The sequence below is a fragment of the Vibrio sp. MMG023 genome, assembly GCF_021654215.1.
Classification (GTDB): Bacteria; Pseudomonadota; Gammaproteobacteria; order Enterobacterales; family Vibrionaceae; genus Vibrio; species Vibrio jasicida.
Genome location: NZ_JAKFZP010000013.1, coordinates 28,824 through 47,048 on the forward strand (window position 1 = coordinate 28,824; position 18,225 = coordinate 47,048).

At 46.1% G+C, this 18,225-nt stretch carries 19 protein-coding genes; 8 read left to right on the top strand and 11 right to left on the bottom strand.

Annotated elements, in window-relative coordinates:
* Nucleotides 1-8 precede the first annotated feature (8 nt).
* The 4 genes from trmL to L1076_RS25035 all read right to left on the bottom strand — a co-directional run bounded on the left by trmL (nucleotide 9) and on the right by L1076_RS25035 (nucleotide 3,397).
* A complete protein-coding gene (gene trmL, locus L1076_RS25020; protein ID WP_012126507.1) occupies nucleotides 9-488 on the bottom strand; it encodes a tRNA (uridine(34)/cytosine(34)/5-carboxymethylaminomethyluridine(34)-2'-O)-methyltransferase TrmL in 480 nt (159 codons plus the stop codon).
* 132 nt (nucleotides 489-620) lie between these two features.
* Nucleotides 621-1,229 (bottom strand): superoxide dismutase, encoded by a 609-nt coding sequence (locus L1076_RS25025; protein WP_237304692.1) that lies wholly within the window; start codon nucleotides 1,227-1,229, stop codon nucleotides 621-623.
* A 72-nt stretch (nucleotides 1,230-1,301) separates the two neighbouring features.
* A complete protein-coding gene (cpxA, locus tag L1076_RS25030; RefSeq protein WP_102388777.1) occupies nucleotides 1,302-2,708 on the bottom strand; it encodes an envelope stress sensor histidine kinase CpxA in 1,407 nt (468 codons plus the stop codon).
* Nucleotides 2,708-3,397, bottom strand: coding sequence for a response regulator (locus tag L1076_RS25035; RefSeq protein ID WP_038870981.1), 690 nt, complete (start codon nucleotides 3,395-3,397; stop codon nucleotides 2,708-2,710). Before L1076_RS25035 ends, cpxA begins: the two co-directional genes overlap by 1 nt.
* A 191-nt stretch (nucleotides 3,398-3,588) precedes the next feature.
* Between L1076_RS25035 and L1076_RS25040 the strand changes: the two genes are divergently transcribed.
* The 3 genes from L1076_RS25040 to pfkA all read left to right on the top strand — a co-directional run bounded on the left by L1076_RS25040 (nucleotide 3,589) and on the right by pfkA (nucleotide 6,378).
* A complete protein-coding gene (locus L1076_RS25040) occupies nucleotides 3,589-4,098 on the top strand; it encodes a CpxP family protein (RefSeq protein ID WP_038870983.1) in 510 nt (169 codons plus the stop codon).
* Between the two features lie 123 nt (nucleotides 4,099-4,221).
* On the top strand, nucleotides 4,222-5,130 hold the full coding sequence (gene fieF / locus L1076_RS25045) for a CDF family cation-efflux transporter FieF (RefSeq protein ID WP_038881483.1): 909 nt from the start codon (nucleotides 4,222-4,224) through the stop codon (nucleotides 5,128-5,130).
* A 285-nt stretch (nucleotides 5,131-5,415) separates the two neighbouring features.
* The gene (gene pfkA, locus L1076_RS25050; protein ID WP_237304693.1) at nucleotides 5,416-6,378 is read left to right on the top strand and encodes a 6-phosphofructokinase; all 963 of its coding nucleotides are present in this window, start codon (nucleotides 5,416-5,418) and stop codon (nucleotides 6,376-6,378) included.
* 63 nt (nucleotides 6,379-6,441) lie between these two features.
* Here the strand turns inward: pfkA and L1076_RS25055 are convergent, their stop codons facing one another.
* Nucleotides 6,442-7,824, bottom strand: coding sequence for an MATE family efflux transporter (locus L1076_RS25055; RefSeq protein WP_237304694.1), 1,383 nt, complete (start codon nucleotides 7,822-7,824; stop codon nucleotides 6,442-6,444).
* A gap of 228 nt (nucleotides 7,825-8,052) precedes the next feature.
* Between L1076_RS25055 and L1076_RS25060 the strand changes: the two genes are divergently transcribed.
* From L1076_RS25060 to L1076_RS25070, 3 genes are all read left to right on the top strand, one after another.
* The gene (locus tag L1076_RS25060; protein WP_005381516.1) at nucleotides 8,053-8,343 is read left to right on the top strand and encodes a co-chaperone GroES; all 291 of its coding nucleotides are present in this window, start codon (nucleotides 8,053-8,055) and stop codon (nucleotides 8,341-8,343) included.
* 74 nt (nucleotides 8,344-8,417) lie between these two features.
* A complete protein-coding gene (groL, locus tag L1076_RS25065) occupies nucleotides 8,418-10,064 on the top strand; it encodes a chaperonin GroEL (RefSeq protein WP_038870992.1) in 1,647 nt (548 codons plus the stop codon).
* A 477-nt stretch (nucleotides 10,065-10,541) separates the two neighbouring features.
* Complete coding sequence (locus tag L1076_RS25070) at nucleotides 10,542-11,105, top strand: hypothetical protein (protein ID WP_038870994.1); 564 nt, start codon at nucleotides 10,542-10,544, stop codon at nucleotides 11,103-11,105.
* A gap of 113 nt (nucleotides 11,106-11,218) precedes the next feature.
* Here the strand turns inward: L1076_RS25070 and L1076_RS25075 are convergent, their stop codons facing one another.
* On the bottom strand, nucleotides 11,219-11,716 hold the full coding sequence (locus tag L1076_RS25075) for an MgtC/SapB family protein (RefSeq protein WP_038870997.1): 498 nt from the start codon (nucleotides 11,714-11,716) through the stop codon (nucleotides 11,219-11,221).
* 94 nt (nucleotides 11,717-11,810) lie between these two features.
* Nucleotides 11,811-12,833, bottom strand: coding sequence for an EF-P beta-lysylation protein EpmB (gene epmB / locus L1076_RS25080; protein ID WP_237304695.1), 1,023 nt, complete (start codon nucleotides 12,831-12,833; stop codon nucleotides 11,811-11,813).
* Between the two features lie 32 nt (nucleotides 12,834-12,865).
* Between epmB and efp the strand changes: the two genes are divergently transcribed.
* Nucleotides 12,866-13,432 carry an elongation factor P gene (gene efp / locus L1076_RS25085; RefSeq protein ID WP_005425036.1) on the top strand — a complete coding sequence of 189 codons (567 nt, stop codon included), beginning with the start codon at nucleotides 12,866-12,868 and terminating at the stop codon, nucleotides 13,430-13,432.
* A 439-nt stretch (nucleotides 13,433-13,871) separates the two neighbouring features.
* Nucleotides 13,872-14,555, top strand: a complete 684-nt coding sequence (locus tag L1076_RS25090) for a nitroreductase family protein (RefSeq protein ID WP_237304696.1) — start codon at nucleotides 13,872-13,874, stop codon at nucleotides 14,553-14,555.
* Nucleotides 14,556-14,647: 92 nt separating this feature from the next.
* Here L1076_RS25090 and frdD read toward each other — a convergent pair whose 3' ends face one another.
* From frdD to frdA, 4 genes are read right to left on the bottom strand one after another with little or no spacing between them, the layout of a single operon-like run.
* A complete protein-coding gene (frdD, locus tag L1076_RS25095; protein WP_038871005.1) occupies nucleotides 14,648-15,025 on the bottom strand; it encodes a fumarate reductase subunit FrdD in 378 nt (125 codons plus the stop codon).
* A gap of 12 nt (nucleotides 15,026-15,037) precedes the next feature.
* Nucleotides 15,038-15,421 carry a fumarate reductase subunit FrdC gene (gene frdC / locus L1076_RS25100; RefSeq protein ID WP_038871007.1) on the bottom strand — a complete coding sequence of 128 codons (384 nt, stop codon included), beginning with the start codon at nucleotides 15,419-15,421 and terminating at the stop codon, nucleotides 15,038-15,040.
* A gap of 2 nt (nucleotides 15,422-15,423) precedes the next feature.
* On the bottom strand, nucleotides 15,424-16,182 hold the full coding sequence (locus L1076_RS25105) for a succinate dehydrogenase/fumarate reductase iron-sulfur subunit (protein WP_038871009.1): 759 nt from the start codon (nucleotides 16,180-16,182) through the stop codon (nucleotides 15,424-15,426).
* Entirely contained in the window at nucleotides 16,182-18,002 is a 1,821-nt protein-coding gene (gene frdA / locus L1076_RS25110; RefSeq protein ID WP_038871011.1) for a fumarate reductase (quinol) flavoprotein subunit, read from the bottom strand. Before frdA ends, L1076_RS25105 begins: the two co-directional genes overlap by 1 nt.
* Nucleotides 18,003-18,225 lie beyond the last annotated feature (223 nt).

Sequence of the window (18,225 nt, forward strand, 5' to 3'; positions counted from 1 at the left end):
TGGTGCGCTTACATTGCGCCTTCAAAACCCATTTGACGCCATGCTTCAAACGCGATGATCGCAACGGCATTAGAAAGGTTCAGGCTACGGGCATCTGGCATCATCGGGATGCGGATGCGCTGCTCCATTGGCAAGCTATCAATCACATCTGCTGGTAGTCCGCGAGTTTCTGGACCAAACATCAATACATCGCCTTCTTGATACTTCGCATCCACATGATGGCCTGTGGTTTTGGTCGTACACGCAAATAGGCGGTAGTTGCCTTGTTTCTCTTTCTCTAAGTATTCCAAGAATGCTTGATAATCTTTATGACGCGTTACACGAGCCAAATCGTGGTAATCCAAACCTGCACGGCGGACTTTCTTCTCTTCTAGATCGAAACCCAGTGGCTCAATCAGGTGGAGATTCGCACCACAGTTAGCACACAGGCGAATGATGTTGCCGGTGTTCGGCGCGATTTCTGGTTCGTATAGAGCGATATCAAACATGGTATTGAATTAGGTTGGTCAAAAACAGACGGGCAGTATATACCCAAGTCACCTTGAGAAGCGAGATTCAACACAATGACTTGGGGGCATAAGGGCGTGTAGGTAAACCTTGTCGCCCAGATGTTGAAAGGTTTAACTGAGTGCGCGAGCGTAGTTTTCTTCCACTGCGCGCCAGTTGACCACATTCCACCATGCGTCGATGTATTCGGGACGACGGTTTTGGTAGCTGATGTAGTATGCGTGTTCCCACACATCCAATGCTAGGACTGGTTCACCTTGTACCGCGGCAACATCCATTAGAGGGTTGTCTTGGTTGCTCGTGGAGGTAATGTGAATCTCACCATCTTTTACGACTAACCAAGCGAAGCCAGAACCAAACGTATTGATAGCCGCTTGTGCGAATTCGTCTTTGAATTTTTCGAAGTCACCAAACTTATCGTTGATGGCTTGAGCGAGTGCACCTTGAGGCTCACCGCCACCATCCGGTGACATACAATTCCAATAAATGATGTGATTGTAGTATCCGCCACCGTTGTTTCGAATAGCTGGGCTGTGTTGAGAGATGCAAGCGAAGATGTCATCGAGGCTTTGGGTCTCGAGAGCGCTGCCTTTTGCGGCAGCCATAAATTTATCGTAATACGTTTTATGGTGTTTGCTGTAATGAACTTCCATGGTTTTCGCATCGATGTATGGTTCTAGTGCATCGTAGCGGTACGGAAGCTCTGGAAAAATATGCGACATTGTAAATCCTCCTTTATGAAGGATTTACTTTAATGTTAATGAAAATCATTATCAACTTTGATCTTTGTAAGGTTATTTGCCTACTTTGAGTAATGGAAGAGTAATCGTGACTCGTAACCCACCCAATGGGCTGCGACTTGCGATAATCGAACCGCTGTGTTGGCGGATGGCACTTTCGGTAATGGTTAAACCAAGACCGGTACCGCCAGAATGACGATCACGGGCTGTCGAGACTCGGTAAAATGGGCGGAAGATGGCTTCTAATTCTTCTTCAGGCACACCTTCACCATTGTCATCTACAATGATGCTCAAGGTGTCTGCGCTGTCTTGAATGTCGATCTTCACTTCATCTTTGCCATAGTAAATCGCATTACGAATGATGTTTTCTACCGCACTCATCAGTAGTTTTGGATTGCCAGAAATGCTGCGTTCAGGAAGGTTAGAGTAGTTCAGTACTTTGCCCATTTGTTCGGCTTCAAACTGCGCATCCTTAATAATCTCTTCCCACAAACTTACTATTGGCTGAGTCTCGCGCGTCATGTGACTGTTCACTTGCATGCGTGAAAGTTCGAGTAGTTCGGCGATCATCTGCTCTAAACGTTGCGCTTCGGTGTCGATTCGGGTCAGCTCTGGACTTTCCCCTTGCTTACGAGTCGCCAGCGCACTTGCCATACGCAAGCGAGTCAAAGGCGAACGTAACTCATGTGAAATGTCTGAGAGTAAACGCTGCTGGCCAGAAATCATCTGATTCACAGCCTCGACCATTTGGTTGAAGCTGGTTCCGGCTTGACGAAACTCGGTGGTGCCTTTCTCTAGGTTCGGATCGATGACAAACTCACCTTTCGCGACGCGTTGCGCTGCACTTTCCAAGCGTCGAGCGGGTTGGCTCAATGCCCATGCTAACCATAATAATAGCGGTGTACTCACCAACATAACGGCAAGCAGCAATTGCAATGGGTGATCGAACAGGCGCAACATGATTGGTGGCGGCTCATTCCATTTAAAGCCGACGTACATCAACAGATCCGAATTGGCGATTTTGATTGGCACGGGGCCTGCGATCATGTAGCGACCGTAAAGCTTTTGCTTCGGTTGGGACTGATCTTCAATACTAGTGACAAAGTTTTGTAGCGCACGTAGCTTAAAATCTCTGTGACCTGATGAAGTTGTCAGTACGTTGCCTTCGTGATCGGAAAAGAAGATACGTGGACGCGGATCATGTTTACTGCGTCGCTGACCTTCGATGCTGAACAAAATCTTGCCGAGGTTATCTTGTTTGCGATACTTCTTCTCGATACCGTCACGTATTTCAATCATACGCTGATAGTGGTCTTGCGGGATGTCGCGTGCTTTCCGTGGGTCAAGGTGTGGTAATGACAGCACTGCCATCAGAACCAAAAACATGGTGAACCAAAAGATGGCAAAGATGCGTCCATACAAGCTGTTTATCTTCGGCAGTTTGAAGCGTGGTGCTCGCATTAATCCTCCTCAATCAGCATGTAGCCGCGCCCGCGTAGCGTCTTAATACGAGGCTTACCGTTACTTTGGTCTGGCAATTTTTTACGTAGGTTGGATACGTGCATATCGATCGCACGATCAAACGCGGCTAAGCGCTTGCCAAGTACATCTAAGCTCAAGGCTTCTTTAGTTAGCACTTGCCCAGGGTTTTGCACAAAGTGTGTCAGAAGAGCAAACTCTGTCGTCGTTAAATCTAACAACGTCTGTTCGCAGTATGCTTCTTGTTTGCCAGGGAAGAGTTTGATTTCTTGGTACTCAATGCAGTCACTGTTTTTCGCGCTCTTCTGGGTGCTGCTGGTACGGCGCAAAATCGCCCGGATCCGAGCGAGTAATTCGCGGTCGCTAAACGGTTTTGGCAGGTAATCATCTGCGCCCAGTTCTAGGCCGATAACGCGGTCTATCTCTTCGCCTTTCGCCGTTAGCATAAGCACTGGCGTCTCCCAGTTTTCGCGCAGGCGTTTTAGGGTTTCCATTCCATTGAGTTTTGGCATCATGACATCGAGCAAAATAAGGTCAATTTCATCAGTGACAGCCGCGAGGCCTGCTTCTCCATCGTTGGCTTCACTGACGTTAAAACCTTCAAAGCTCAGTACCTCTTTAAGCAGACTGGTTAGCTCGGTATCATCATCAATCAAAAGAATGTTCGCCATTTGAGTACCTATTTATGATTCGTGGTTGCTTTAATATTACATGGGAATGATAGGTAACGAAGAGTGTAAAAATCACTCTTTACGATTCTTTACGGTCTCTATACGTCGCTTTACCTAGTAGGTCGTATTCTACACTCAAGCGCTGTGAGAACAGCTCAGAAGAATCACTAACCTGTGTAAGGAATCAAATTATGAAAACTGCAAAGAAACTAGTACTGGCTGCTGTTGTTCTACCACTAACTCTAGGTACAGCGAGCGCATTCGCATTTGGTGGTAAAGATCATAAAGGCCATCGCGGTGAATGCGGCAAAGGTATGGACCGTGGCATCATGCGTCAACTAGACCTGACTGATGCACAGAAAGACCAGCTAAAAGAAATGCGTGAAGCGAACAAAGCGGCGATGAAAGCAAAATTCGCAGATGGTCACGAAGCACACATGGCAGAGCGTCAAGCGCACCACGATAAAGTTCAAGCACTTCTATTGGCTGATAACTTCGATGAAGCCGCAGCAAACGACCTAGCAAAAGAGATGGTTGAGAAGCAAACTGAGCGTCGCGTTAAGATGCTAGAGAAGAAACACCAAATGCTGAGCGTGCTGACTCCTGAGCAAAAAACAAAATATGTTGAGCTACAAAAAGAGCGTCACCAAGAGTGTGGCGAAAAAATGCAAAAACGCATGCACAAGCACCACAACAGCTAATCGCTGAAAGATAAAGTAAAAGAGGTAGCCTGAGTGCTGCCTCTTTTTGATCTTGGCGATTTCATACTCATTCAATAATTCTCAAGGTATACTCAAAGTACGGTTTGAGTTAACTCTTTGATTATGAAACACGAATATGCACGTTTAGTCACGACCGCTGCTTGGACGGCGACCATTGTTGCGACGATTCTTTTAATAGTAAAAGTCATTACTTGGTGGGTGACGGGCTCTGTCAGTCTGCTTGCTTCCTTGATTGACTCGATGCTGGATATCGCCGCATCGGTCGTGAACCTTATTGTTGTACGCTATTCACTACAACCCGCTGATAGAGAACATACTTTTGGCCATGGTAAAGCGGAGTCGCTAGCAGCACTGGCGCAGGCAATGTTTATTTCTGGTTCTGCTGTCTTCTTGATTCTTAATGGTATTGAGCGATTTTTCCGTCCACATGAGCTGAATTCACCTGAGCTAGGGGTTTATGTTTCTCTATTCGCTATGGTCGTGACTTTTGGACTCGTGATGTTCCAAAAGCATGTGGTGCGTAAAACGGGTAGCCAAGCGATTGCTGCTGACTCACTGCATTATCAAACCGATTTATACATGAATGGCGCCATCATGGTGGCTTTAGGATTGAGCTATTTTGGGGTAACGCAAGCCGATGCAGTGTTTGCGGTGGGGATTGGTATCTTCATTTTGTACAGCGCATTCAAGATGGTCAGCGAAGCGATTCAGACGTTGCTCGATAGAAAGCTACCAGATGAAGAACTGGAGCAGATCCGTGAAGCCTGCATCAATGTTGAAGGTGTGTTAGGAGTCCATCAGCTAAGAACTCGCATGTCTGGGCCGACGCGCTTTATTCAATTGCATTTAGAGTTGGATGATCATCTACCTTTAATAAAAGCCCATCATATTGCCGATAAAGTTGAAGATAATTTGTTGGCGCTTTTCCCGGAAGCGGACGTCTTGATCCATCAGGATCCGTTGTCGGTCGTCTTTGGACCAGAGAAAGAACAAAAGGCGCAAGATTGGTAGCGGTCGAAAAATCAGACCAAGCGTAACGACAAATAGGCGCTTATTGGCTATCTTTCCATCACTACTTACTAAGAATCGTGATCCTGATGTGAATCAACGAAGTTGCAAAGAGAAACTGTAATACTCTTACATAAGTAGAAAAGTTACATAAAAAAGTGTGTTTTCATTGGTATTCCTGTAGAGGAAATGTAACATAACGCACAGTTCTGGATTATGCAGGTTGCTTGGTAACAAGGGGCCTAGAAGAAAATTAAATAAATTGATTGCCAAAGATCGAGGGTGAGCATGATTAAGAAGATCGGTGTTTTAACAAGTGGCGGTGACGCACCTGGTATGAACGCAGCAGTACGCGGCGTAGTTCGTACAGCACTATCTGAGGGATTGGAAGTTTACGGTGTTTACGATGGCTACCTAGGTCTTTACGAAGGCCGCATCGAGAAGCTAGATCGTTCTAGCGTTTCAGATGTGATCAACAAGGGTGGTACATTCCTAGGCTCTGCACGTTTCCCTGAATTCAAAGAAGTGGAAGTTCGTGAACAAGCGATTGAGAACCTGAAAAAGCACGGTATCGATGCACTTGTTGTTATCGGTGGTGACGGCTCTTACATGGGTGCTAAGAAACTGACTGAAATGGGCTACCCATGTATCGGTCTACCAGGCACAATCGATAACGATATCGCAGGTACGGATTACACCATCGGTTACCTAACTGCACTAAACACAGTTATCGATGCAATTGACCGTCTACGTGACACGTCTTCTTCTCACCAACGTATTTCTATCGTAGAAATCATGGGGCGTCACTGTGGTGACCTTACTCTGATGTCTGCAATTGCTGGTGGTTGTGAATACATCATCACGCCAGAAACTGGCCTAGATAAAGACAAGCTAATCAGCAACATCCAAGATGGCATCTCAAAAGGTAAGAAGCATGCGATCATCGCACTTACTGAGCTGATGATGGATGCAAACGAACTAGCGAAAGAGATCGAAACTGCGACAGGTCGTGAGACTCGTGCGACGGTTCTTGGTCACATCCAACGTGGTGGCCGCCCAACAGCGTTCGACCGTGTTTTAGCATCTCGCATGGGTAACTACGCGGTTCATCTACTAATGGAAGGCCATGGCGGTCGTTGTGTTGGTATCGTGAAGGAGCAGCTAGTTCACCACGACATCATCGATGCAATCGAGAACATGAAGCGTCCAGTACGTAACGACCTATACCAAGTTGCTGAAGAGCTATTCTAAGCAACTGGTTAAAGTCAGAATAAAAAAAACCGCGGTTATCCGCGGTTTTTTATTATCTAACGTTTACGCTGATGGTTGGTGTTCTGCCAATGTTATTCTTCGCTCACGCAGTGCAAACCAATACCCTAATAGTCCGCCCATCGTATTCCCCAGCGCAATACCAATAAACAAACCTTCAATGCCATAAACGTGGCTACCAATCCAAGCTGCAGGCAAGGTAAATACGAATAAACGCATGAAGCTCCATTGGAAGGCACGCATTGGTTTGTGCATTGCGTTGTAGCCACTGACTAGCATCATCACAATCCCTTGGAAGCCATAACTAAATGGCACCACCAATAGGTAATGCCAAAGCAGATCTTTTACGGCGGCTTCCTGAGAGAACAAGGCTGCAAGAGGAATACTGAGTGGCACCATCATCAAGAAGATAAACCCTTGAAAGAGAACTGCAAACCGCATGCTGAGGAACCAACCGGAAAAGGCTCGAGCAGGATTATTTGCCCCAAAGTTCTGTGCCATAAATGGGGTGAGAGCGGAAGTGAGAGACATTAAAACCAACAACAGAATCGATTCAATTCGCTGAGCTGCGCCATAAGCTGCTACTGCAGCTGTACCATGGCTTGAAAGCAACATCATCAGGATTGCGCCCGATAATGGGTTCATTGCATTGGAGAGCGCTGCAGGAGTGCCGATTTTTAACGTTTGTTGCCAGTCTTGTTTGATGAATTGCCATTGCGGCGGGGCAAGTAGCTTCTCACGTTTGACCAGTAGGTAAAGCGAACCGCATAACGCGCCAAACCAACTGAAGGCACTAGCAATCGCCGCGCCTTGGATGCCCAATTCAGGGAAGGGCCCGTAACCAAAGATAAGCAATGGATCGAGAACACCGTTGATAAGCCCTGCCAGCATCATGATTTTAGCTGGAGTTTTGGTATCGCCGGTTGCGCGAATCGCACTATTGCCCGCCATTGGAATTACCAACAGAGGAATGGTGAGATACCAAACCTGCATATACTGTGCGATCAGCGGAATAGAATCTTCTTTCGCGCCCAAGAAGCTGAACAGCGGCTCGATAGTAAAAAAGCCTAGTGTTGAGGCGATCATCACCAGCACAACTGCCAGCAATAACCCGTGGCTGGTAAAGCGAGCAGCTTGAGGAGCATAGCCTTGACCTAACAGTCTACCAATATTGGTAGAAAGCCCCATGCCGATGCCCATGGTGATGCAGTTCACTGCAAAGGTGACGGGAAAGGTGTAACTGATTGCTGCTAGGGCTTCTGTACCCAGCAACGAGATAAAAAAAGTATCGACCAAGTTAAACATCAAAATGGCAATCATGCCCATCGTCATCGGGATGGTCATTTTGCGTAAGGTGTCAGGAATGGGCGCGGTCAACAAACCATGCTTATCTTCGGCCTGATTGTCCGGCTTGTTTTTTTCCAACATTTTTGATGTCTATCTGGTGAGGGAAACGCAAGGATACAAGAAAGCGAGATAGTGGGCGAGTGAGCATTTCGCACGCAAACCGTTGCCTAGCTGCTGGTTATTTTAACTAAGTCACAAAAAATTCACGTCTACCCCTTGGGATCGTTAGGTTTGCCCCTTATATAGTGATCACGTGCCCTACGCGGGCAATTATCAAATAAACATGAAAACTTTCAGGAGAGACGACCGATGAACATTCGTCCATTACATGACCGAGTTATCGTAGAACGTAAAGAAGTTGAATCAAAGTCAGCGGGTGGCATCGTTCTAACTGGTTCTGCTGCGGAAAAATCGACACGTGGTGTTGTTCTAGCTGTAGGTAAAGGCCGCATTCTAGAAAACGGCACAGTGTTACCGTTGGACGTTAAAGTTGGTGATACCGTTATCTTCGCTGAAGGTTACGGCACAAAGACTGAAAAAATCGACGGCAAAGAAGTGCTAGTAATGTCTGAAAACGACATTATGGCAATCGTTGAGTAATAGCAATCATTGAGTAATTTTTTGCTCTGATTCAAAAACGAAATCGAAAACAGAATTTAGAAAGGAAATCAAAGATGGCTGCTAAAGACGTTAAATTTGGTAATGACGCACGAGTTAAAATGCTAGAAGGTGTAAACGTTCTAGCGGACGCAGTAAAAGTAACACTGGGTCCTAAAGGTCGTAACGTTGTTCTAGACAAATCTTTTGGTGCACCAACGATCACTAAAGATGGTGTATCAGTAGCGCGTGAAATTGAACTGGAAGATAAATTCCAGAACATGGGCGCACAAATGGTTAAAGAAGTTGCGTCTAAAGCAAACGACGCAGCGGGTGACGGTACTACAACAGCAACGGTTCTTGCTCAAGCTATCATTACCGAAGGGTTAAAAGCGGTTGCTGCTGGTATGAACCCAATGGACCTTAAGCGTGGTATCGATAAAGCAGTTATCGCAGCGGTTGAGCAACTAAAAGAACTATCTGTTGAATGTAACGACACCAAAGCTATCGCACAGGTAGGTACTATCTCTGCAAACTCCGATGCAACAGTGGGTAACATCATTGCTGAAGCGATGGAAAAAGTAGGCCGTGATGGCGTGATTACAGTTGAAGAAGGTCAGGCTCTACAAGATGAGCTAGACGTAGTAGAAGGCATGCAGTTCGACCGCGGTTACCTATCTCCTTACTTCATCAACAACCAAGAAGCAGGCTCTGTTGATCTAGAAAGCCCATTCATCCTTCTAGTTGATAAGAAAATCTCGAACATTCGTGAGCTTCTTCCAACGCTAGAAGCCGTTGCTAAAGCGTCTCGTCCACTGCTTATCATCGCTGAAGATGTAGAAGGCGAAGCACTAGCAACGCTAGTAGTAAACAACATGCGTGGTATCGTGAAAGTCGCTGCTGTTAAAGCTCCTGGTTTCGGCGACCGTCGTAAAGCAATGCTACAAGACATCGCTATCCTAACTGGCGGTATCGTGATTTCTGAAGAGATCGGTCTAGAGCTTGAAAAAGTAACGCTAGAAGATCTAGGTCAAGCTAAACGTGTAACTATCACTAAAGAAAACTCAACCATCATCGATGGTGCGGGTGAAGAAGCGATGATCCAAGGTCGCGTTGCTCAAATTCGTCAACAAATCGAAGACGCAACATCAGACTACGACAAAGAAAAGCTTCAAGAACGTGTTGCTAAGCTAGCAGGCGGCGTTGCAGTCATCAAAGTTGGTGCAGCAACTGAAGTTGAAATGAAAGAGAAGAAAGACCGCGTAGAAGATGCACTTCACGCAACTCGCGCAGCGGTTGAAGAAGGTGTCGTTGCTGGTGGTGGTGTTGCACTTATCCGCGCTGCATCTAAAGTTGCTGGTCTTGAAGGCGACAATGAAGAGCAAAACGTAGGTATCCGCGTTGCACTACGTGCAATGGAAGCGCCTATCCGTCAAATCACTAAGAACGCGGGTGATGAAGAATCTGTGGTTGCTAACAATGTTCGTGCTGGCGAAGGTAACTACGGTTACAACGCAGCAACGGGCGAATACGGCGACATGATTGCAATGGGTATCCTAGATCCAACGAAAGTAACTCGTTCTGCTCTACAATTCGCTGCATCAGTTGCTGGCCTAATGATCACGACTGAAGCGATGGTGACTGACCTACCACAAAAAGAAAGCGCAGGCATGCCTGACATGGGTGGTATGGGCGGTATGGGTGGTATGGGCGGCATGATGTAATAGCCAGCCTATCTCTTTGCTCTAAGGCTTGATAACAGCGTCGAGCATGCTCATTTACTAGCGTAAACTGCGCGTGCTTTCCTTGTTCTAAAACCTTATAGCGGTGAGCTAGACTACCGATAAATTTCGATAAGCCGAGGTGAATGCCTCGGTTTTTTTGTGCCGGTAACTTCGGTATTGAGCCTTTCTTGCGTGAGTTTGTAGGTCTATTCTTACTTTTTCTTTTTAATCTGATAATTAGCCAGTACTTATTACGCTTAATTTTTATCAGATTAACTGGTTTAAAAATGCGCAACTGTGCGGGTATTGTGCGTAATTCGTCAGGGAAAATGCAGATAAATAACTATGATGAATCAATTGCTTTATTTGTCAGATAGTTAAATATGACTTCCAGCTAACATTTATTGATTCAAAATGGCGCAAAATTTGTACATTACACTATGTTGTAAAATAACTATTCCCTCCATGGAGATGAAAATGAAAAAGCTTATGACGTCTTTGGCTGTTGCAGCCGTAATCGCTTCACCTGTTGCTCTTGCTGATAGCTCGCCAGTTATGTTCTCTACCATCGACAACACTAACGCGCCTTCTAATTCTTCTGTTGGTGGTGTTCGCCTTGCGGTATTACATGGCCAAGTAAACGAAGTAAAAGGTGTCGACTTTTCGGTTCTAGGTATGTCTGAAACAGACCGCACAACAGGTGTGAACTTCGGTTTGTTCTTTGGTGCTTCTAAAGTTAATCAAGAAATGACGGGTGCATCACTCGGTCTTCTTAACTGGAACGAAGGCCAAACTAATGGTGTTAACTTAGGTGCAGTGAACATCACGAACAATGTAAAAGGTCTAAACTGGAGTGCAGTGAACTACTCAGAAGGTTACACAATGGCAGACATCGGTTTGGCGAGCATCTCTAAAAAATCTAACTTCCAGTTAGGTTTCTTCAATATGACTGACCAAATCGACGGTGTTCAAATTGGTCTACTAAACTGTGCGGATAACGGCTTCTTCAAGTGTTTCCCTATCGTGAACTTTGCTAAATAAGTTAAGTTGTCGCCACGAACACACGGATAAAAAAGACCCCGAGGAATATCGGGGTCTTTTTTTGTCTGTGGATCTCATTCTGAAATGTGTTTAGGCATTTAGGACGAACAAGGCTACTTCATGATCCTGGTTGAGGTTTTTCGCTGCTGCATCCTTTGATGCACACCGCGGCGTAGAGCTTTAACGCGATTTTCTGCTCTATCCACGCCAAGCAAGACCGTCAATGCCAAAACAGTAATTACGACGGATTGCGTCAGATAGCCAAGGCCTATCATCAAGCCGAGACCTGCCAATACCCAAATCACTGCAGCGGATGTCACCCCATGGATCTTGCCGTCTTGTGTCATCATCACCCCTGCACCTAAAAAGCCCACACCAGTGATTATCTGGCCAAGTACACGCGCTTGGTCGAGCGTATTAGGTGAAAGCGAGACGGCCATCGACATAAATAAGTAAGTGCCAGAGATAACTAAAATAGCGGTACGAATACCAACAGGTTTACCCCGCGTTTGGCGCTCTATACCGATCATTAAGCCGTTGATGGCGCAACAGGCTAATGCAGGCCAACTGAATGGGCCAAGATCGAAAATGTGTTCAAAAGTTGCTTGCATCTTAACCTCCAAATTTGCGGAGTATGCATAGATAAGACCGCCTGAGCGAACAAAAGCTTTTACTCGTAACGACAATCTTTATACGGAAAGCAACTTACTCTAGATGCAGATCCAGTGGCGTTTTACTTGGTCGGCCGCCAATTTCACGAGTCAATTTAGGCACTAGGTAGCCCGAGACGCGAGTAATCAAGCCACGCATGATTTCTTTTGCTTCTTCATCAGAGACGAAGAAATGTGCCGCGCCTTGGACTTTATCTAACACGTGTAGGTAATAAGGTAATATTCCTGAGTCAAACAGGGCTTCATTGAGAGCAACTTGTGCTTCTATGCTGTCATTGACGCCTTTTAATAGCACGCCTTGGTTAAGCAAAGTAACGCCAGATTGCTTCAGTTTTGCCATTTGAGCAGTAAATTCAGCATTGATCTCGTTGGCGTGGTTGATGTGCGTTACCAAGATGATTTGCAAGCGAGATGCTCGCAGTAACTGACACAACTCGTCAGTAATACGTGCAGGGATTACCACAGGTAAACGGCTGTGAATACGCAGGCGCTTGATGTGAGGGATTTGTGCGATGTGTTCTAGTAGCCAGTGGATCTCATCGTCTTTTGCCATCAGAGGATCACCACCTGAGAAGATAACTTCATTCAGTTCTGGCTGCTTCGCCATGTATTCTAAGCACTGAGTCCAAGCTTGTTTACCGCTCTTGTTCTCTTGATAAGGAAAATGACGGCGGAAGCAATAACGGCAGTTCACGGCACAGCCACCTTTTACAATCATCAATGCGCGATTGCGGTATTTGTGTAACAGCCCAGGCACTTCGTTGTCTTGCTCTTCCAGAGGATCATTGGAGTAACCTTCGTGAACCTCGAACTCCTCGTTCAAAGGTAATACTTGGCGTAAAAGTGGATCGTAAGGATTGCCTTTTTCCATCCTATCGACAAAACTTTGCGGTACACGCTGTGCAAACAGCTTGCGCGCAGCAAACCCGTGTTGCCACGGCGAAGGATCAATTTCCAAACTTTCCAGCAACTTTGCAGGATCAGAGATCCCATTCGCTAACTGTTTGAGCCAGTTTTGCTCAACAGATTCGACTTTTCGGGTTATTATGTGCGGCATTGAATTTAGCTCTAAGAATGTAAGAGGAAAAAATGGCTACAGTTAGCACCAATGAATTTAAAGGCGGCCTTAAGTTAATGCTTGATAACGAGCCTTGTGTAATTCTGGAAAACGAATACGTTAAACCAGGTAAAGGCCAAGCGTTCAACCGCGTTAAAATTCGTAAACTTCTTTCTGGTAAAGTGCTAGAGAAAACATTCAAGTCTGGTGACACTTGTGAAGTGGCAGACGTAATGGATATCGACCTAGATTATCTATATTCAGACGGCGAATTCTACCACTTTATGAACAACGAAACTTTCGAGCAGATCGCTGCAGACGCGAAAGCGGTTGGTGACAACGCTAAGTGGTTGGTAGAAAACAACACTTGTATGATCACGCTTTGGAACGGTAACCCAATCACAGTTACTCCACCAAACTTCGTTGAACTAGAAGTTACTGACACAGACCCAGGTCTAAAAGGTGACACTCAAGGTACAGGTGGTAAGCCAGCAACACTATCAACTGGCGCTGTAGTACGTGTACCACTATTCATCGCAATTGGCGAAGTGATCAAAGTTGACACTCGTACTGCTGAATATGTAGGTCGTGTGAAGTAATTCACCTCAGACTTTCTGATTGAAAAGGTCGCTTCGGCGGCCTTTTTTATTATCTGTTGTTTTATCCTAACAGCTTCAAGCTCTAGCGTGATAGATACCAACAACAAACGTGATAGCTCATCAGCCGAGAAAGGGCGGTGATTGGCTTTAGTACTGCGGCTTAATGAACCAAGTAAGAAGATCAAACAGTAATATGATCATGGGTGGTCAAAAGCTTAAAAAGCAAAAAGATCATAGGTAACCCAAAGCTCTGGTAGCTGTACAAATCAGAGTAATGCAGAGGCTGATACGTGTTATCAGCCTCTCTTTTTTGTTGGTGAAACACGGCTGAATATTTGCGCTTTATCTCAATATCACATTGATTTTATGAAGATAAAAACGCAGATGGTGAAATTTGTGGCTATAGTAAATCGACACCCAACAAGCGCAAGGAAGCACTATGTCGACTCAAGAGCAACATCACCCACTCAATGATTTTGTGGAATACTCTCCGCAAGAAATGGCAGCAAGAGCTGTACAGAATCTTGAGCAACTTCAGCGCCGTCATTCCATTCGTAGCTTCTCTGATCGTCCTGTGGCGAAAGAAGTGATTGAGCACTGCATTCGAGCAGCAGGTACAGCTCCGAGTGGGGCAAACCATCAACCTTGGCATTTTGTTGCGATTAATAGTGCAGAAGTGAAAGGGCAGATCCGTCAAGCCGCTGAAGAATTAGAACGTTCTTTCTATGAAGGTCGAGCAGGGCAAGAATGGTTAGATGCACTGAAGCCACTCGGTACCAATGCCAGTAAGCCGTATTTAGAAAAAGCGCCGTGGCTGATCGCGGTGTTTTCGCAAAAGAAAGGCGGTATGAGCAACGACGGGGAACAAACCAACTATTACGTGCACGAGTCAGTCGGGATTGCTACAGGCTTTTTGCTTCAAGCATTACATAACGCCGGTTTGGGTACGCTGACTCATACACCAAAACCAATGAGTTTCTTGAGTAAGATTTGCGGACGAGACAATGATGTCGATCGTCCATATATGTTGATTGTGACCGGTTATCCGGAAGAGGATGCGACCATTCCGGAACATGCGATGCACAAAAAATCTTTGGATGACATCGCGACCTTTATTGAATAGCGGTTGTATTGATCAGCACTCGTTGAGAAAACATAAATAACAGGCAATAAAAAAGCTGGCGAGTTGCCAGCTTTTTCATTTTCGTCAGCGTCTTAAATCATGAAGATAAAGACAACGGCCAGCGCAGTGATTAAACCTGCAAACGCGTAACATGCGATTTTACCAATCAAGCCTGTGTGGAACTTAAGGTCGTGCATGCCGTGGTGTAGACGGTGCATCGCATGCCACATTGGCAATGCTAGCGTACCTATGATGAATAGCGCACCGATGATGCTGGTTGCGAATTCAGATACGCGTTCGTAACTCATTGCTTCTGCATCAATCACGCCAAGCGGTACCAAGATGCCCATAACCAGAACGGTAATCGGTGTGATCATCGCAAACCAAGTACCACCGGCACCAAATAGACCCCACCAGATTGGCTCATCAGAACGCTTCGGGGCTGTGTTAACACTATAATTCGGTTTCATTACTAAAGCTCCTTACACCACGATGAGAACGATCAGTGAGATGAACGCAACTGCGGCCCACTGAGTCAGAACGATGATTTTCTTATCCACTGGTTTGCCTTTCAAACGAATTGGCATTACTTGTGGCATCATGCTGAAGAAGGTTTGTGCATGGAACAAACTGCCTAGTAGAGCAACAATGTTGATTGCTACTACGATAGGGTTTGCCATGAACTCTAACCAACCTTGCCAAGCTTCTGGGCCTTTTACTAATGAACCTAGACCGAAAGTCAGGAAGATAGTGAATAGGATCAGAGGAAGCACAGTTGCTTCACGTACCATGTAGAAGCGGTAGAAAGGATGGTTCTTCCACCATGTGCGTTTTATTTCACGAACGTAAGGTTTACGGTTGCTCATCCTTATGCCTCCACTTTCTTTGGTGAACCATCAGGTTTCAACATCGCAATCACGAAGTCCATAGAAGACTCCACTTTGCCTTGGTTTACTGCCGCTGCTGGATCGACGCTCTTCGGACAAACTTCAGAACAGTAACCGACAAAGGTACAACCCCAAGCGCCGTTTTCACCATTGATCAGCTTCATGCGCTCAGCTTTACCGTTGTCACGGCTATCTAGGTTGTAACGGTGTGCCAGTGTTAGTGCCGCCGGACCGATGAACTCAGGGTTCAAACCGAACTGAGGACATGCCGCGTAGCAAAGACCACAGTTGATACAACCAGCAAACTGCTTGTACTTCGCCATTTGCTCTGGCGTTTGCAGGTTTGTGCCGTCTTCTGGCTTGCGATCGTTACCAATGATGTAAGGTTTGATTGCTTCTAGGCGCTCGATGAACGGCGTCATATCAACGATCAAGTCTTTCTCGATTGGGAAGTTTGCTAGTGGTTCGATAGTCACGCCATTCGGGTAATCACGTAGGAAGCTCTTACAAGCGAGCTTAGGTACGTTGTTTACCATGATGCCGCAAGAACCACAGATCGCCATACGACAAGACCAACGGTAAGACAGATCTTTATCTAGGTGATCTTTGATGTAGCCAAGTGCATCAAGTACGGACATGGTTTCATCAAATGGGACTTCGAATGTTTGCGTGTATGGTTCCGCGTCCTTCTCAGGGTCGTAACGCAGAATGTCTACTTTTTGAATGCGGTTTGCTGACATTATGCTTGCTCCTCTGCGCTCTTCGCTTCTGCTTCAGCGGCTTTTTCTGCTGCTGCTGCTTTCTCTGCTGCTTCACCGTATAGACGTGCTTTAGGCTGAGACTTGGTGATCTTCACGCCGCTGTAGTCAATACTTGGTGCTGCATCTTCTTTGAAGAAAGCAAGTGAGTGTTTCAGGAAGTTCACATCGTCACGTTCAGTACAACCATCGTCTAGACGCTGGTGCGCACCACGAGATTCTTTACGTAGGATGGCAGAGTGAACCATCGCTTCTGCGACTTCTAGGCCGTAACCAACTTCGATTGCGTATAAAAGATCAGTGTTGAACACTTTGCCTTTATCTTTGATGCTGATCTGTTTGTAACGAGCTTTAAGTTCAGTGATCTTATCAATCGTTGCTTGCATCAAATCTTCTTGGCGGTAGATACCACAACCTGCTTCCATGGTGTGACCCATTTCAGTACGGATATCTGCCCAGTTTTCTTCGCCTTCTTGGTTCATCAGAGCAGCAATGCGGTCTTCAACTGCTTTCACTTGAGTCGCGATAGACTCTTCGTTCCAGCCTTTGAATTCTGCTGCGCGTTTCACCGCTTGTTCACCCGCAACGCGACCGAATACTACGAACTCAGCCAGCGAGTTAGAACCTAGACGGTTTGCGCCGTGAAGACCAACTGATGCACATTCGCCTACCGCGAATAGACCTTTAATGCGAGTTTCACATTCGCCGTTGGTTTCAATACCACCCATGGTGTAGTGAACCGTAGGACGAATTGGAATTGGCTCTTTTGCAGGGTCTACGTTCACATAAGCTTTCGCTAGTTCACAGATGAACGGTAAACGCTCTTGTAGGTATTCTTCACCAAGGTGGCGAAGATCTAGGTGCACCACGTCACCAAGAGGGTGTTTGATAGTGTTGCCTTTCTGCTGTTCATGCCAGAACGCTTGAGAAACTTTGTCACGAGGACCCAGTTCCATGTATTTGTTTTTCGGCTCGCCCACTGGGGTTTCTGGGCCCATGCCGTAATCTTGCAGGTAACGGTAACCATCTTTGTTAACGATGATACCGCCTTCACCACGACAACCTTCGGTCATCAGGATACCTGTGCCAGGAAGACCTGTTGGGTGGTATTGAACGAATTCCATATCACGTAGAGGAACGCCGTGACGGTAAGCCATCGCCATGCCGTCGCCCGTTACGATACCGCCGTTGGTGTTACAGTGATAAACACGACCAGCACCACCTGTTGCTAACACAACCGATTTCGCTTTAATCGTAACTAACTCACCTTCAGACATGTGGATTGCAATCAGACCTTGTACTTCACCTTCATCAACAAGCAAATCGACAACAAAGTACTCATCAAAGCGTTTGATGTTGTCGTACTTCATTGACGTCTGGAATAGCGTGTGAAGCATGTGGAAGCCAGTTTTATCTGCAGCGAACCAAGTACGTTCAACCTTCATACCGCCAAAGCGGCGTACGTTGACTTCACCGTTCTCTTTACGACTCCATGGGCAACCCCATTGCTCCATTTGGATCATTTCGCGAGTCGCGTTCTCTACAAAGTATTCAACAACGTCCTGTTCACATAGCCAGTCACCACCGCCAACGGTATCGTTGAAGTGATTGTCTAAGCTATCTTCATCCTTGATAACTGCTGCTGAGCCACCTTCTGCAGCAACCGTGTGGGAGCGCATTGGGTAAACTTTAGAAATAAGTGCTACTTCTAAGTCCGGGTTTGCTTCAGCCGCTGCAATAGCAGTACGAAGACCAGCGCCGCCTGCGCCGATGACTGCGATATCTGTGGTGATAATTTGCACAGTTATCCTCCAGTGTGTGATTGCGGAAATCCGCTTGTTATTGTGAGTGTGAGGGCACCGTTTTAAGGCAATCCCTCAAAAGTAGTAGGGTTAGTGTAGGGGAGGCTTATGGCAGAAAAATTGATGTATTTGGGGTTTTTCTCCGGTAATGCACATGTGAGCATAGAAATTCTAGGTTATGTGACTGCTATCACGGCACGAAACGTTTGGTGCACAAACGTAA

What these genes read in the sequence shown, in the direction of transcription:
- trmL (WP_012126507.1), bottom strand. Translation starts at nt 488, where the DNA reads ATGTTTGATATCGCTCTATACGAACCAGAAATCGCGCCGAACACCGGC.
- L1076_RS25025 (WP_237304692.1), bottom strand. Translation starts at nt 1,229, where the DNA reads ATGTCGCATATTTTTCCAGAGCTTCCGTACCGCTACGATGCACTAGAA.
- cpxA (WP_102388777.1), bottom strand. Translation starts at nt 2,708, where the DNA reads ATGCGAGCACCACGCTTCAAACTGCCGAAGATAAACAGCTTGTATGGA.
- L1076_RS25035 (WP_038870981.1), bottom strand. Translation starts at nt 3,397, where the DNA reads ATGGCGAACATTCTTTTGATTGATGATGATACCGAGCTAACCAGTCTG.
- L1076_RS25040 (WP_038870983.1), top strand. Translation starts at nt 3,589, where the DNA reads ATGAAAACTGCAAAGAAACTAGTACTGGCTGCTGTTGTTCTACCACTA.
- fieF (WP_038881483.1), top strand. Translation starts at nt 4,222, where the DNA reads ATGAAACACGAATATGCACGTTTAGTCACGACCGCTGCTTGGACGGCG.
- pfkA (WP_237304693.1), top strand. Translation starts at nt 5,416, where the DNA reads ATGATTAAGAAGATCGGTGTTTTAACAAGTGGCGGTGACGCACCTGGT.
- L1076_RS25055 (WP_237304694.1), bottom strand. Translation starts at nt 7,824, where the DNA reads ATGTTGGAAAAAAACAAGCCGGACAATCAGGCCGAAGATAAGCATGGT.
- L1076_RS25060 (WP_005381516.1), top strand. Translation starts at nt 8,053, where the DNA reads ATGAACATTCGTCCATTACATGACCGAGTTATCGTAGAACGTAAAGAA.
- groL (WP_038870992.1), top strand. Translation starts at nt 8,418, where the DNA reads ATGGCTGCTAAAGACGTTAAATTTGGTAATGACGCACGAGTTAAAATG.
- L1076_RS25070 (WP_038870994.1), top strand. Translation starts at nt 10,542, where the DNA reads ATGAAAAAGCTTATGACGTCTTTGGCTGTTGCAGCCGTAATCGCTTCA.
- L1076_RS25075 (WP_038870997.1), bottom strand. Translation starts at nt 11,716, where the DNA reads ATGCAAGCAACTTTTGAACACATTTTCGATCTTGGCCCATTCAGTTGG.
- epmB (WP_237304695.1), bottom strand. Translation starts at nt 12,833, where the DNA reads ATGCCGCACATAATAACCCGAAAAGTCGAATCTGTTGAGCAAAACTGG.
- efp (WP_005425036.1), top strand. Translation starts at nt 12,866, where the DNA reads ATGGCTACAGTTAGCACCAATGAATTTAAAGGCGGCCTTAAGTTAATG.
- L1076_RS25090 (WP_237304696.1), top strand. Translation starts at nt 13,872, where the DNA reads ATGTCGACTCAAGAGCAACATCACCCACTCAATGATTTTGTGGAATAC.
- frdD (WP_038871005.1), bottom strand. Translation starts at nt 15,025, where the DNA reads ATGAAACCGAATTATAGTGTTAACACAGCCCCGAAGCGTTCTGATGAG.
- frdC (WP_038871007.1), bottom strand. Translation starts at nt 15,421, where the DNA reads ATGAGCAACCGTAAACCTTACGTTCGTGAAATAAAACGCACATGGTGG.
- L1076_RS25105 (WP_038871009.1), bottom strand. Translation starts at nt 16,182, where the DNA reads ATGTCAGCAAACCGCATTCAAAAAGTAGACATTCTGCGTTACGACCCT.